Origin of the sequence: Solidesulfovibrio magneticus RS-1 (assembly GCF_000010665.1) — a bacterium.
GTDB classification, from domain to species: Bacteria; Desulfobacterota; Desulfovibrionia; order Desulfovibrionales; family Desulfovibrionaceae; genus Solidesulfovibrio; species Solidesulfovibrio magneticus.
On sequence record NC_012796.1, the window covers coordinates 4,880,455 to 4,894,895 of the forward strand.

Consider the following 14,441-nt stretch of genomic DNA (forward strand, 5'->3'; position numbering starts at 1 on the left):
CCTTGGTTGCTACGACGACAACCCTAGGAGCACAGGCGCTTTATCGTCAAGACACGGCGCTGGCGAGGGCCGCATGAAGGTTCTCATACGCCGGAAGCAGGAGGCCGTAACTTGGCTTGGAGTCTAGGTAAACCAGCCTCGCGGGGCGAGGTCAACGAAGTTCGGGCAGGCTCTGACGGCCTTCCAGGGCGTCGGCCAGGGCGGCAAGCGCAGCCGCGCCGCGCGGATCGACCAGGGGCAGGGAGGAAGACAGCTTTTCGAAGAAACTGTTCTTTTTCTTTGGCCCCTTGAAAAGCGGCACCTCGCCCTTGAGGCCAAGCTCTTTTTTCAAGTAACCCACGGCATCTTCCTGGCCGCCGAGTTCGTCCACAAGGCCGATGGCCTGGGCACGCGCCCCGGTCATGGCCCGGCCGTCGGCGATGAGCGCCACGGCTTCGGGAGTCAACTTCCGCTCCTTGGCCACGTCGCCGCTGAACTGGGCGTTGAGGTCGTTGATGAGGCCTTCAAGGTAGGCGCGCTGCTCGTCGGACAGCTGCTTGAAAGGACTGCCGGCGTCCTTGAGCTTGCCGGTGGTGAGCGAATCCATGCTCAGCCCCAGCTTTTGCATGAGCTCCCGGGCGTTGGCCAGCTGGGTGATGACGCCGATGCTGCCGGTGATGGAGCCGGGGTTGGAAAAGATGCGGTCAGCCGCGCAGGCGGCGTAATACCCGCCCGAGGCGGCCACGGCGGAAAAGGAGGCCACGACGGGCTTTTTGGCCCGCAGGCGTTTGACGGCCATGTACATTTCCTGGGACGGCCCAAAGGCTCCGCCAGGGGAATTGATGCGTAAAATGACGCCCTTGACGGTGTCGTCCTCGCGCAGTTTGCGGATAAAGGCCACGACCTCTTCGGCGTCGTTTATCGGGCCTTCGACGCGCACCACGCCGATGCGGGCCTCAGCCAGCCCGAGCAGGGATTCGCCCTCCTCGTCATGGCCGAAAACGCCGAACGCGGCCGCGATCCCGAAAACCAGGATCACGGCCGCGACGGCAATCAGGCATCCGAACAGAGCCGGACGTCTGACAGAGAGCGGTTGATTAGCGCTGGGCATCCTCTTCCAGTTTCTGGCGCAGGAGCTCGCCCAGATTGCTTCCGGTGTCGGAAGGACCGGCGGTGCGGAATTCCTTGGCCTTTTTCTTGTCCTCTTCGTCCTTGATGGACTTGATGGACAGGCCCAGGCGGCGCTCGTCGGCGGAGACGTGGATGACCTTGGCTTCGATCTCGTCGCCTTCCTTGTAGATCTCGGCAGGCGTCTTGACCTTCTTGCGGCTGATTTCGGAGACGTGGACCAGGCCTTCGATGCCTTCTTCCACTTCCACGAACAGGCCGAAGTCGGTGATGTTGGTCACCGTGCCCTTGACCATGGCGCCGACCGGGTAGGTGTCGGGCACGCGGGTCCAGGGATCTTCGGAGAGCTGCTTGATGCCCAGGGTGAACTTCTCGTTCTCTTTGTCGACGGTAAGGACCTTGGCCATGACGATGTCGCCGCTCTTGAACATCTCGCCGGGGTGGCGGACCTTTTTGGTCCAGGAGATGTCGGAGACGTGGATCAGGCCGTCAATGCCGTCCTCGATGCCGATGAAGATGCCGAACTCGGTGATGTTTTTGACCGAACCCTCAAGGATGGTGCCCTCGGGGTACTTCTCGGCCACAATATCCCACGGATTCGGGCGAACCTGCTTCATGCCCAGCGAGATGCGCTTCTTGTCCGGATCAACGGACAGCACGACCACTTCGACTTCGTCGCCGACGTGGACCATCTGGCTCGGGTGGCGCAGCTTGCGGGTCCAGGACATCTCGGAGATGTGGACCAGCCCTTCGACGCCGGGCTCAAGCTCGACGAAGGCGCCGTAGTCGACAAGGTTGGTGACCTTGCCGGACATGCGGGTGTCTTCGGGATACTTGCCGGCGATGTTTTCCCAGGGATCGGCGATGAGCTGCTTCATGCCCAGGGACACTTTCTGCTTGTCCTGGTCGAAGGAAAGGACCTTCAGTTCCAGTTCGTCTCCCAGATGCACCAGCTCTTTGGGATGCTTGATGCGCTTCCAGGACATGTCGGTGATGTGCATGAGGCCGTCGAGGCCGCCGAGGTCGACGAAAACGCCGTACTCGGTGATGTTCTTGACCCGACCGGTAACGGTCTGGCCCTCTTCGAGGGTCTTGAGGAGGTCTTTGCGCATGGAATCCCGGCGCTCTTCCAGGAGCACGCGGCGGGAAACGATGACGTTGCTGCGGCGACGGTTGATCTTGAGCACGCGGAATTCGAATTCCTGGCCGACCAGGGCATCCATGTCGGGCACGGGGCGCAGATCGACGTGGGAACCGGGCAGAAAGGCTTCGACGCCGCCGAGATCGACCGTGTAGCCGCCTTTGATGCGACGCACGATCTTACCGCTGATGACGTCATCTTTTTCCTGGATTTCCTCGAGCTTATCAAAAAGCTGCATCCTCTTGGCCCGCTCGCGGGACATGATGATGGTGCCTTCGGATTCGTTCTTGGAGACGACGTACACGTCGATCTGGTCGCCGACTTTGACTTCCAGCTCGCCGAGCGCGTCCATGAATTCGCTGACGGGAATCTGGCCTTCGGACTTGAAGTTGACGTCCACCAGGACGTGCTCCTTGCCGATTCGGACCACGACGCCCGGGGTAATGGAGCCTTCTTCCAGGTCGCCGAAATCCTCATTGAGGTAATTTTCCAGCGCGTCTTCGAAGTTGACTTCCATATCCATGTTAGAATTGTTCTGCATTTCCTGAGTTTTGTCCATGAGTTGACCTCCAACGCGATCTATCCCTTCAAAAAGGATTTGTGCTAATAGCAGAAAGCCCGCGAACACACAACCCAAAAGGGCGTCGCCCTCCGGCTTATGCCAAGCCGACCAGATCGTAATCCTTGGAGTCTTCGATGGTGGCCGTGACCATGTTGCCCGGCGCGACGCCCGGGCCGCTGACATACGTCACCCCGTCGATCTCCGGGGCCTGGAACCAGGTGCGACCGACATGCAGCCCCGGCCATTCGGGATGAACGCTGTCCACCAGCACTTCCGTGTCGCGGCCGACCCAGTCTTCCAGCAAATCGGCGCTGATTTCCCGCTGGGCGGCCATGACCGCCTCCACCCGCCGGGCCTTGACGTCGCTGCGCACCTGTCCGGCCATGGCCGCCGCCGGGGTGCCTTCCTCGCGGTGGTAGGGGAACACGCCAACATGGTTGAGCCTGGCTTCATTGACAAACCGCAGCAGCGTCTCGAAATGTTCTTTCTTTTCGCCAGGAAGCCCCACGATGAAGGTCGAGCGCAGGGCGGCGTCCGAAAAATGGCGGCGCACCCGGGCCACCACCGTCTCGGCCGAGGCCGCCTTGGGCCGGCCCATGGCGGCCAGCATGTCCGGTTGGACGTGCTGGAACGGGATGTCGAAATACGGCACGAAGGGCCGGCCGGCCCCGGCCAGGAAAGCAAGCAGATCGTCCGTCACCCCGGACGGGTACAGATAGAGCAGGCGCAGCCACTTGAGGCCCGAAAGGGGCAGGAGCTTGCCCAGCAGGGCCTTGAGGCCTTCCTTCATCCCCAGATCGCGGCCGTAGGCGGCCACGTCCTGGGCCACCACAACGAGCTCCGACGCGCCCTTGTCCAGAAGCCCCCGGGACTCCTCCACCAGGGCGTCCAGAGGCTTGCTCACAAGCGGCCCGCGAATCGACGGGATGGTGCAGTAGCGGCAGGCGTGGTCGCAGCCTTCGGCGATTTTGAGGTAGGCATAGGACGGCGGGGTGCTGGCCAGACGGCCGGTGGGCGCGGCCGATTCGGCCGACAGCGCCTTGGCCAGCCGGCCCGGGATGAGGTCCAGCTCCGAGGGCAGGCCCCAGATGTCGACTTCGGGCAGACCGTCGCGCAGTTCCTGGCCGAAACGCGAGGGCAGGCAGCCGAGCACGGCCAACACCGGGCGCGGCGACAGCTCGCGGATGGCCTCGGAGGCTTCCAAGATGGCGGCCACGGACTCCTCGACGGCCGGGGCAATAAACGAACAGGTGTTGACGACCACCAGATCGGCCGCCTCGGGCGTGGCCGCCGGGGTCGTGGCAAAGGGCAGGCCGCCCAGCACGTTTTCAGTGTCCACACGGTTCTTGGGGCAGCCAAGGCTGATGGTGTGGACGCGGTATATCTTGGACATGGGTTTCGTTCCATCCTTGCAGGCAATGTGGGGCCGGGCTACCATGGCTTGCCCCGGATGGCAAAAGCCCTGCCGGAGCGGCAAAAAGCTTCAGGAGTCCCGATGGATACCCAGACAAAGGAAGACAGCCTCAAGGTCGTGCTGGCCACCCGCAACGCCGGGAAGATCAAGGAATTAAACGCTCTGCTGGCCGGACTTGGCGTCACCGTGGTCGGACTCGGGGAATTCCCGGAAATCGGCGAAATCCCCGAAACCGGGACGACGTTTCTGGAAAACGCCCGTATCAAGGCCTGGGCCGTGGCCAAGGCCACAGGACTGGTGAGCCTGGCCGACGATTCCGGACTGTGCGTGGACGCCCTGTCCGGCGCGCCCGGCGTTTATTCGGCCCGCTACGCCGGCGAAAACGCCTCCGACGCCGCCAACAATGACAAGCTGCTGACCGTCATGGCCCACGTGCCCGAGGGCGACCGCACCTGCCGGTTCGTCTCGGTGGTGGTTGCGGCCGATCCCGACGGCCGGGAACTCACAGCCGAAGGAGCCTGGGAAGGCCGGGTGGCCTTCGCGCCCGCCGGCGACGGCGGTTTCGGCTACGATCCGCTCTTTTTCGACGCGCTTGCCGGCAAAACCGCCGCTGAACTCACGCCCACCGAAAAAAACGCCCGCAGCCATCGCGGCCAGGCGTTGGCGAAATTGGTGGAGAAATGGGGAGATTGGCGGGGAAAAGAGCAAGAATAAGAAGAAGATGCCTCCGGCGGCCGGCGAAAGCACCGCTGGCCGCAGACCATGTGGGGGGGGCTGGGGGCCTCAGGCCCCCAGCCGCCGGAGGCATCCCCCATCCTGTCTAGAAAAATGGCTTCGGCGAGTCTTCCACTAGCGGCCCGTCGTAGGGCGGTTTTTCCTGGGCTGGCGGCGGGGCCGGCTGGGGCGCGGGCGTGGCGGCGGGCTGTTTGGCGGCGGGCTTTGACGGTTCGCCCTGGATGACGATCTTTTCCTTGCGCACGGGCTTTTTGGCCGGGGCCTTGGCCGGCTGGGTCTGGGGCGGCGCCTTGAAGCTCGGGCCGACCGGTTCGCCGTGGAACTCCCGGATGCGCCACAGGTAGTTGTCGTCGCGCGACAGGCCGAAATAACAGCTCATCACAGCCTGTTTGGCTTGGCCGTTTTCGTTCCAGCGCAGGTCGGCCACGGCCCGCACGCTGGCCCGCTCGCCCTTGACCTGGATGTTCATGGGTTCGCGCCACTGCATGGCGAGTCCCATGCGGCGCTGTTCGGCCAGGGAGGCAGGAAGCTGGCGCTCCAGTTCGCCGATCCCCCGGAGGGGACGCACGTCCTTGCCCAAGAGCGGCACGTAACGGGCGTCTTCGGTGAATAGGCGCAGCATGGCCCCGGCGTCGCCGCTTGCGGCCACGTCCGGAAAACGGACAATGAATTCGTGGATGTTCTTGGCATCGGCCGAGGCGAACCCCGAGGGCTTGGCCGGCTCGGCCTTGGTTTTTTTGCCGCCGCCGCAGCCGGCCAGCAGACACAGGGCCGCCACAAGCGCGGCGAACGCCGCCAACACCCTCTTCCTCTCGACCGCACACGCGTCCCGGACCATACGCCATCCTCCACAACGCCCCCACCGACCGCCACCCCAAGTGGGATTCCAAAGGGCTCAGCCCTTTGGCCGCCGGAGGCATTCTTCCTCTTTTTGTATCACATCACCCCATCATCCCAATAAATTCCCCACCAACTCCCCCACGTCGGCCGCCAGATAATCCGGTTCGTGGCGGGCCAGTTCGTCGCGGCTGGCGTGGCCGCTGGCCACTGCGGCCGTACGCGTGCCGGCGGCCTTGCCCACGGCCAGGTCCATGGGGTGGTCGCCGACCATGAGCGACCGGGCCGGCGAAGCACCCAGGGCCTGGAGCGCGGCCAGCAGATGGCCGGGATCGGGCTTGACGCGTGGTGTGTCGTCGCGGGCCAGGAGCACGCCGGCGAAATCGTGGAGATCGGGAAAGACCGTCAACACGGCCCGGCGGCAGTTGCGGGTAATGACGCCGACCTTGACGCCGCGCCCGGCCAGGGCGGCAAGGGCGGCCCGGGTTTCGGGGAAAAGGCTGGCCCGGGCGGCCCCGTCGGTCTCCATGGCTTCGATGCCCTGGGCGGCCTGGGCGGCGAAGCGCCGGGAAGCGTCGGGATCGGTCCGGGCGATGGCGGCGGCCAGCTGCGCGGCGTATTCCAGAGCCGGCAGGCCGTTGGCCGGCGGCACGGCGGGCAAAAACGCGGCCGCCTGCCGGGCCACGAGCTGTTTCATGGCCGTGAAATCCAGGACCAGCTCGGCCAGGGTGCCGTCGAAGTCGAAGACGGCGGCATCGAAAATGGTGTCGGGCATGGGGATTTTGCCTTGCCGGCGGATTGCCCGCCGGGCGCGTCGCGGGTATGCTCCGCCCGGTTTTACGCCCGGGCGGCGTCCCTTGGCAACCCGGCGGCGGGATTGCCGGGCGCGCCCCAACCTTTTGCCTGCGATCCACCATGACTCCAACACACGACGTCGTCATCGTCGGCGCGGGGCCGGCCGGCTCCACCGCCGCCCATGTGCTGGCTTCCCGGGGCGCAAGCGTCCTGGTCCTCGACAAGGCCGAATTTCCCCGGGACAAACTGTGCGCCGGGCTGCTCACCTGGAAGGCCGTGGACGTGCTGGAGCGCGTTTTCGGCGACGCGCCCGAGGGCCTGCTCGCCTCGGGTGTTTTTAACGCCGCCCCGGCCGGCTACTGCATCCGCTTCCGCGACCACATCATCGCCCAGGGCGAGATGTTTTATCCGTTCCATCTCACCAAACGGCGGGTGTTCGACAAGCATTTAGCCGACCGGGCGGTCAAGGCCGGGGCCGATGTGCGCCTGGGGCTGGCCGTCTCCCGCGTCGATCCGGCCACGGGCACGGTGACCACGGCCGACGGCCGGGAGTTTCGCGGCCGGTATGTGCTTGGCTGCGACGGCGTGGCCAGCGTGGTCCGGCGGGCCTGTCCTTTTGATGGGGCCAACTGGAAGGCCGGCATGGGCGGGGCGTTGGAATTTTACATCGACCGCGACGATCCGCGTCTGGCCGCGCCGGCCCATGCCGATCTGCGGGCCGAGCATCCCACGGTCTACGCCGGATTTTTGCGGGCCGGCTACGGCTGGGTGTTTCCCCATGCCGACCGGCTGGCCATCGGCATCGGCGGGCATAGCGCCCGGCATGGCCGGGAGTTTCGGGCCAAGTTCCGGGAGTTCGTGAGTTTTCTGGGGCTGCCGCCCGAGCTGGCCGACGCGGCCAAGGGGCATGGGCTGCCGTACGGCAACTACATCGAAAAGCCGTGGCATGGCCGGGTGATGCTGGCCGGCGACGCGGCCGGGCTGGTGGAGACGCTTTTCGGCGAGGGCATCTACTACGCCCTGCGCAGCGGCGAGCTGGCCGCCGAGGCGGCCCTGGCGGCGCTGACCCGGCAGGCCGATCCCCACGCCCTCTACGCCAAGGGACTCAACCGCGACATCTTGCCGGAGCTTGTCTGGTCGCGCAAACTGCGCCGGGTGCTCTACGCCAGCCAGTCCTGGGGCTTCATGCCGCTTTTGTGTTTCGTGCGCGGCGGCGGAAGGCTCTTGGCCGAAATGGTGCACGGCATCCGGTCCTACCGTTTCCTGCTGCGCCGCGCCAAAGGCCCGGCCGTCTAACCACCGCCCGCCGACACGCTGACGCCAGACCGCATCCCCCCTATCGGGAGGGTCCGGGAGGGGCTGAGCCCCTCCCGGCCGCCGGAGCCGTACCGCCCCCCTTTACCCCTTTTCTATATGGGGGTCCGGGGGCCTCAGGCCCCCGGCCGCCGGAGGCATCTTCATCTTCTTTTGTCTTATCTTCTCTGCCAATTACCCATCGCCACGCCCGTCGCCGCAGATGGTGAAGCGCAGGCGTTTTTTCTCCTTCACTTCTTCCCAGGTCGGCTCCTGCCAGGGGATGGCGGTCTGGCGCGACGGCCTGACGATGACGTGGCCGCCCGGGTAGCCGGCCACGTCCACGCGCACCGGGCCGTCGCTGTTGCGGGCTTTGGGGTTGAAGGAGGCGAGAAAGGCGGCGGCGGCGGCCACGGCCCCGTCGTCCCAAACCGCGCCGGGCAATTTGCGGGCCACGCCCAGGGGGCCGGGCAGGTCGCGCACCTTGAAGAGCAGATCGTCGGGGCCGGCCTCGCGCTCCAGGGCCGTGTTGTCGGCCTGGTTGCGGCCAATTGCCAGCCAGTGGTCGCCGGCCCAAAACTGGCGACCGATGTTGGCCAGGTCGAAATCGGTGGGGCGCGGCGTGGTGCTGTGCATGAAAAGCGGGAAAAACCGCTTGGCCGAGGGCTGTTCGGTGAGCAGGCAGCCGCCGGCCGGGGTGGGAATTTCGGTCAGCCCATAGTGTTCGGCCAGGGCCATCTGGTCCTTGCGGCCGCGACCGTTCATGGAAAAGAGTTTTTCGCGGTCGACCAGGCCGCTTTTTTCGGCGTCGGATTCGGGCAGGCGTTTGGCGCACAGCGGCCGCAGCAGGATGCCCTTGGTCCCGGAGTCGCGGATGATGATGTTGAGGGCGTCGATGCGCTGGGACATGGGGCGCTGGCCCACCACCTCGCCGGAGATGATGAAGCTCGCGCCGTAGTCGGCGAGCATGGCCTTGGCCCGGCGCAGCATGAGGATCTTGCAGTCCACGCAGGGATTGAGGAACTTGCCCAGGCCATGGACCGGGCCGGCCGAGAGCATGGCGACGTACTCTTCGGCAACGTCCACCGGGATGATGTCGAGGCCGTAGATGGCGCGCCAGTGGTCGATTTTGTGAGGCTTGCCGAAATAGGGGCTGACGAAATGCAGGCACAGGACGTCGAGGCCTTGGGCGGCGATGGTCTTGGCGGCCAGTATGCTGTCGAGGCCCCCGGAGAAAAGGGCCAGGGCGTGGTAGGATTTCATGGGGCGTAGCTAAAGCCTCGCCGGAAGGAAGGCAAGGGGCGCGGCGGGAGTCGCCTTAGTTGGGCGCGTGTTTGTGTCCGCCAGGGCGGGGCCGAGACTGGAAGCGGACGGCTTGCGGCCGGCGGCCCTTGTAATGCGCGTATCGACAGGCTATCCGGGCCTTGGGGCATGTCTGGCGCGCGGGCAGGACGTCGTCCCGCCAACGCCGTGGAACGCGCCGGAGAGCCGCCCCGACGGGCCATTTCCGCCTGGCGCAAAGAGGTCTGGGATGCCGGAAGACATTCGCTGGAAACAGCGGTTCGACAACTATCTGCGGGCCCTTGCCGCCCTGTCCGACGCGGCGGCCCTGGCCCGGACGCGGCCGCTGACGCCCCTGGAAGAACAGGGCGTGATCCAGGCCTTCGAGTTTACCCATGAACTGGCTTGGAACGTCTTGAAGGACTATCTGGAATACCAGGGCGTCGGGAACATCATCGGCTCCCGGGGGGCCGTGCGCGAGGCCTTTCGCAATGGCCTGCTGGCCGACGGCGAAGCCTGGATGCTGATGATCCGGGACCGCAATCTCTCGTCCCACACTTACGACCAGCAGACCGCCCGGGAGATCGTCGGGCGGGTGCTGGCCGAGCACCATCCCGCTTTTGCGGACATGGCCCGAAAATTCCGCGCCCTGTACGACGACGCAGGAACCGCGTGATGCCGTTCGGACTTGGCGAGCAGACGCTGGCGCGCATACGCGCCGTACTGGCGGCGCATCCCGCCGTGGAACAGGCGGTGCTGTACGGATCGCGGGCCAAGGGCACGCACAAGCCCGGCTCGGACATCGACCTGACCCTTTGCGGCGAGGCCCTCACCCCCAGGGAGTTAAGCCGCATCGCCGAAGCCCTCGACGCCCTCGACCTGCCTTACGTCATTGATCTTTCCGCCTTTGGCCAGTTGCATCACGCCGCCCTGCGCGAACACATCGAACGTGTTGGCGTCGTGATTTACGCCCGCACCCCCGACGGCGGCAGCTGACCGGCGGCCGGGGATTCCAAGCGGCCGCGTCCGCCCTGCCTCCCCCCGCGCCGCCTTGGTTGCCGGGCGGCAGGCTATTTGCTACTAGGTCGCTCTTGCGCCCAAACACCATTGCCAGGAGCACGGCGACATGGCCAAAAAGCCCGCTTTAAGCCCCCAAGAGTTCCGCAGCGAAGCCCTCGCCACCGCGCTCACCACCATCGAGCGCAAACACGGCCAGGGCGCCGTCATGCGCCTGGAAGATTCCGCCCATGTGAAAATCCCGGCCATCCCCACCGGCTCCATCGGCCTCGATCTGGCCCTGGGCATCGGCGGCATCCCCAAGGGCCGCATCACCGAAATTTACGGCCCGGAATCCTCGGGCAAGACCACGCTGGCCCTGCATATCATCGCCGAATCCCAAAAGCTCGGCGGCACCGCCGCCTTCATTGACGCCGAACACGCCCTCGACGTCAACTACGCCCGGCGTCTGGGCGTCAACACCCCGGAAATGCTCATCTCCCAGCCCGACTTCGGCGAGCAGGCCCTGGACATCGCCGATCTCCTCGTGCGCTCCGGAGCCGTGGACGTGGTCGTCATCGACTCCGTGGCCGCGCTCATCCCCCAGGCCGAACTCGAAGGCGAAATGGGCGAAACGCAGGTCGGCGGACAGGCCCGGCTCATGTCCCACGCCATGCGCAAACTCACCGGCACCATCCACAAGTCGCAGACCTCGGTCATCTTCATCAACCAGATCCGCATGAAGATCGGCATGACCGGCTACGGCAGCCCGGAAACCACCACCGGCGGCAACGCGCTCAAATTCTACGCCAGCGTGCGCCTGGACATCCGCCGTATCCAGACGCTCAAGGACAAGGAAGAAACCTACGGCAGCCGCTGCCGGGTCAAGGTCGTCAAGAACAAGGTCGCGCCGCCCTTCCGTGAAGCGCTGTTCGATATCCTCTACGGCACCGGCGTGTCCCGCGAAGGCGAACTCATCGACATGGGCGTCGAAGCCGGCATCGTCGACAAGTCCGGCGCCTGGTTCGCCTTCGGTTCCGAACGCCTGGGCCAGGGCCGCGACAACGTGCGGGCCTTCCTGCAGGAACACACCGACATCCGCGACCAGATCGAAGGTAAACTGCGCGAACACCTCGGCTTCGCCGAATACGTGCCGCCGCCTTCGCCCGAGGTGATGGAAGAAGAAGACGGGATGTAGAGCCGTAAATTTAGAAGAGAAGAGTGCCTCCGGCGGCCGGGAGGGGGTAACCCCCTCCCGGACCCTCCCTGAAAGGGGGTTTACGGGGGCGGGCGTTGCTCCGTAGGCGGCCGGACGCGTTAAAAGCCGGTTGGTTCTAAAGCCGGTCGATCACCAACGGCGGTCGCGCACATATTTCACCCCCTTGCGGGGGTTCGGGGGGATCATCCCCCCGATGGGGAGGGTCCGGGAGGGGCAAAGCCCCTCCTGGCTCTTCGTCTTGCAGCTGACAACAAAGCTATCGAGGAAGATGCGGGGGATGCGTCCTTTGGTCTTCCATCCCCATGCGGAGGCATACATACAATGATGACGGCAACCGAGATTCGCGCCAAGTTTCTGGAATATTTCGCGTCCAAGGGTCATCAGGTCGTGGCGTCCTCGCCGCTGGTGCCGCGCGAAGACCCCACGCTCCTGTTCACCAACGCCGGCATGGTGCAGTTCAAGAAGGTGTTCCTGGGCCAGGACAAGCCCGGCTACTCCCGGGCCACCACCTCCCAGAAGTGCCTGCGCGTGGGCGGCAAGCACAACGACCTGGAAAACGTCGGCCGCACCGCCCGCCACCACACCTTTTTCGAGATGCTCGGCAACTTCTCCTTTGGCGACTACTTCAAGGAAGACGCCATCACGTTCGCCTGGGAATTTCTCACCGAGGTGATCGGCCTGGACAAATCGCGCCTCTACGCCACGGTCTACCTCGACGACGACGAGGCCCACGGGCTGTGGAAAAAGATCGCCGGCCTGTCCGACGAACGCATCTTCCGCCTGGGCGAGAAGGACAACTTCTGGTCCATGGGCGACACCGGCCCCTGCGGCCCCTGCTCGGAAATCATGTACGACCGGGGCGAGGAAGTGGGCTGCGGCCCGAACTGCGGCATCGGCACCTGCGACTGCGACCGCTACCTCGAAATCTGGAACCTCGTGTTCATGCAGTTCGACCAGATCGAGCCCGGCAACCGCGTGGCCCTGCCCCGGCCGAGCATCGACACCGGCATGGGCCTGGAACGCATCGCCGCCGTCGTCCAGGGCGTGCACTCCAATTTCGACATCGACCTGTTCCAGACCATCATCAGCTCGGCCGCCCAGATCGCCGGGGTGACCTACGGCGACAACGACGAGCACGACACCGCCCTGCGCGTCATCGGCGACCACAGCCGCTCGGTGGCCTTCCTTTTGGCCGACGGCGTCATGCCCTCCAACGAGGGCCGGGGCTACGTGCTGCGCCGCCTGATCCGCCGGGCCTTGCGGTTCGGGAAATTGATCGGCCTGTCCGATCCCTTCCTCTACAAGACCGCCGGCGTGGTGGTGGACGTCATGGGGCCGGCCTATCCCGAGCTGGTCGCCAGCCGCGAATTCATGGAACGCGTGGTGCGCGAGGAAGAAGAACGCTTCGGCGTCACCCTCGACAAGGGCCTGGCCATCCTGGCCGAGGAACTCGACCGCATGGCCGCTGCCGGCGAAACCACCATCACCGGCGAATTCGCCTTCAAGCTCTACGACACCTACGGATTTCCGCTGGACATCGTCAACGACGTGGCCGGCAAGCGCGGCATGGCCGCCGACGAGGACGGGTATCGGGTCTGCATGGCCGAGCAGAAGGCCCGGGCCAAGAAAGCCTGGAAGGGTTCGGGCGAGACCGACCCGGCCGTGCTGTTCCTGGAGCTGCTCGAATCCGGCATGAAGTCCCGGTTCACGGGCTACACCGAGCTGACCGCCAAAAGCCGCGTCAACGCGCTCATTTCCGCCGAAGGCCAGGCTGTTGAGCGCCTCATTGCCGGCGAGACCGGCTACATGGTCTCGGCCGTGACGCCCTTTTACGGCGAATCCGGCGGCCAGGCCGGCGACGTCGGCACAGTAACGACGCTCACCGGCGACGTGGCCGTGCTGGGCACCATGAAAGCCGGGCCGGAACTGACCGCCCATCACATCCAAGTCCAAAAAGGCGAGATCCTGCTCGATCAGGAAGCCGAGCTGGTCGTGGACGCCGCCGTCCGCGCCGCCACCGCCCGCAACCATACCTGCACCCACCTGCTCCACAAGGCGCTCAAAAACGTCCTTGGCGGCCACGTCAACCAGGCCGGTTCGCTGGTCACCCCGGACCGCCTGCGCTTCGACTTCTCCCACGTCTCGGCCATGACCGCCGAAGAGCTGGCCAGGGTCGAGGACGAGGTCAACGCGGCCATCCTGCTGGACGCGCCGGTGGTTGTTGAAGAACTCGGCATCGAAGCCGCCCGGGCCAAGGGAGCCACCGCCCTTTTCGGCGAGAAATACGGCGACGTGGTACGCGTGGTCGAAGTGCCGGGCGTGTCCATGGAACTGTGCGGCGGCACCCACATCGGCGCCACCGGCCAGGCCGGCAGCTTCTACATTCTCTCGGAGTCCGGCGTCGCGGCCGGCACCCGCCGCATCGAGGCGGTCACGGGCGTAAACGCCCTGCGCCACGTGCGCGAGATGCGCGGCGAACTCGATGAGGCGCTCAAAACCGTCAAGGCCAAGCCGGGCGAACTCGGCGCGCGCGTCAAGAAGCTGCTGGATGAGATCAAAGCTCTGGGCAAGGACAAGGAACAGCTGGCCGCCAAGCTGGCCTCGGGCCAGGGTCGCGACCTCATGGCCGGCCTTGAGGAGATCGGCGGCGTCAAGGTCCTGTGCGCCCGGGTGGACGCCCCCAGCGTCAAGGCCATGCGCGAGGCCATGGACGATCTGCGAAGCAAACTGCCCTCCGGCGTCGTGGCCATCGCCTCGGAGCAGGAAGGCGGCAAGGTGAGCCTGATCGTGGCCGTCAGCAAGGACCTCCACGACCGCTTCACCGCCCCGACGCTCATCAAGGACGCCGCGGCGGCCGTCGGCGGCTCCGGCGGCGGCCGTCCCGACATGGCCCAGGCCGGCGGCACGAACCCGGCCGGCATCGACGAAGCCTTGGCCAAGGTCAAGGCCGCTGTGGCGGGGTAACAAGAGGAAGAATGCCTCCGGCGGCCAAAGGGGCTGAGCCCCTTTGGAAACCCCACCGGGGGAAGTGGATAGTTTGAGGCCAGTTGGCCAAAAAAGG

At 65.6% G+C, this 14,441-nt stretch carries 12 protein-coding genes; 6 read left to right on the top strand and 6 right to left on the bottom strand.

The genetic code is table 11. The annotated features are described in order from the left end of the window. Window positions 1–151 precede the first annotated feature (151 nt). The 3 genes from sppA to rimO all read right to left on the bottom strand — a co-directional run bounded on the left by sppA (window position 152) and on the right by rimO (window position 4,194). A complete protein-coding gene (sppA, locus tag DMR_RS20330; RefSeq protein WP_015862929.1) occupies window positions 152–1,090 on the bottom strand; it encodes a signal peptide peptidase SppA in 939 nt (312 codons plus the stop codon). Further along, entirely contained in the window at window positions 1,077–2,807 is a 1,731-nt protein-coding gene (locus tag DMR_RS20335) for a 30S ribosomal protein S1 (protein WP_015862930.1), read from the bottom strand. The genes sppA and DMR_RS20335 overlap by 14 nt, the downstream gene beginning before the upstream one ends. A gap of 97 nt (window positions 2,808–2,904) precedes the next feature. After that, window positions 2,905–4,194: a 30S ribosomal protein S12 methylthiotransferase RimO gene (gene rimO / locus DMR_RS20340; RefSeq protein WP_173362499.1), complete on the bottom strand. Its 1,290-nt coding sequence runs from the start codon at window positions 4,192–4,194 to the stop codon at window positions 2,905–2,907. Window positions 4,195–4,305: 111 nt separating this feature from the next. Here rimO and DMR_RS20345 point away from each other — a divergent pair, with 111 nt between their 5' ends. Continuing rightward, complete coding sequence (locus DMR_RS20345) at window positions 4,306–4,938, top strand: XTP/dITP diphosphatase (RefSeq protein ID WP_015862932.1); 633 nt, start codon at window positions 4,306–4,308, stop codon at window positions 4,936–4,938. A 106-nt stretch (window positions 4,939–5,044) separates the two neighbouring features. On the opposite strand, the gene DMR_RS20350 is transcribed toward DMR_RS20345, so the two are convergent. Next, window positions 5,045–5,761, bottom strand: coding sequence for a YybH family protein (locus DMR_RS20350; protein WP_232502844.1), 717 nt, complete (start codon window positions 5,759–5,761; stop codon window positions 5,045–5,047). Between the two features lie 147 nt (window positions 5,762–5,908). After that, on the bottom strand, window positions 5,909–6,571 hold the full coding sequence (locus DMR_RS20355) for an HAD family hydrolase (protein ID WP_015862934.1): 663 nt from the start codon (window positions 6,569–6,571) through the stop codon (window positions 5,909–5,911). 140 nt (window positions 6,572–6,711) lie between these two features. On the opposite strand from DMR_RS20355, the gene DMR_RS20360 reads away from it, so the two are divergent. Further along, window positions 6,712–7,887 (top strand): geranylgeranyl reductase family protein, encoded by a 1,176-nt coding sequence (locus DMR_RS20360; protein WP_015862935.1) that lies wholly within the window; start codon window positions 6,712–6,714, stop codon window positions 7,885–7,887. Between the two features lie 192 nt (window positions 7,888–8,079). Here DMR_RS20360 and DMR_RS20365 read toward each other — a convergent pair whose 3' ends face one another. After that, window positions 8,080–9,147 (bottom strand): hypothetical protein, encoded by a 1,068-nt coding sequence (locus DMR_RS20365; protein ID WP_015862936.1) that lies wholly within the window; start codon window positions 9,145–9,147, stop codon window positions 8,080–8,082. Window positions 9,148–9,415: 268 nt separating this feature from the next. Between DMR_RS20365 and DMR_RS20370 the strand changes: the two genes are divergently transcribed. The 4 genes from DMR_RS20370 (at window position 9,416) to alaS (ending at window position 14,344) form a co-directional block, all read left to right on the top strand. Further along, window positions 9,416–9,841: a nucleotidyltransferase substrate binding protein gene (locus DMR_RS20370; protein WP_043601254.1), complete on the top strand. Its 426-nt coding sequence runs from the start codon at window positions 9,416–9,418 to the stop codon at window positions 9,839–9,841. Further along, the gene (locus tag DMR_RS20375; protein WP_015862938.1) at window positions 9,841–10,161 is read left to right on the top strand and encodes a nucleotidyltransferase family protein; all 321 of its coding nucleotides are present in this window, start codon (window positions 9,841–9,843) and stop codon (window positions 10,159–10,161) included. The genes DMR_RS20370 and DMR_RS20375 overlap by 1 nt, the downstream gene beginning before the upstream one ends. A 130-nt stretch (window positions 10,162–10,291) precedes the next feature. After that, window positions 10,292–11,359: a recombinase RecA gene (gene recA / locus DMR_RS20380; protein WP_015862939.1), complete on the top strand. Its 1,068-nt coding sequence runs from the start codon at window positions 10,292–10,294 to the stop codon at window positions 11,357–11,359. Between the two features lie 342 nt (window positions 11,360–11,701). Further along, window positions 11,702–14,344, top strand: a complete 2,643-nt coding sequence (gene alaS, locus DMR_RS20385; RefSeq protein WP_015862940.1) for an alanine--tRNA ligase — start codon at window positions 11,702–11,704, stop codon at window positions 14,342–14,344. Window positions 14,345–14,441: the final 97 nt, after the last annotated feature.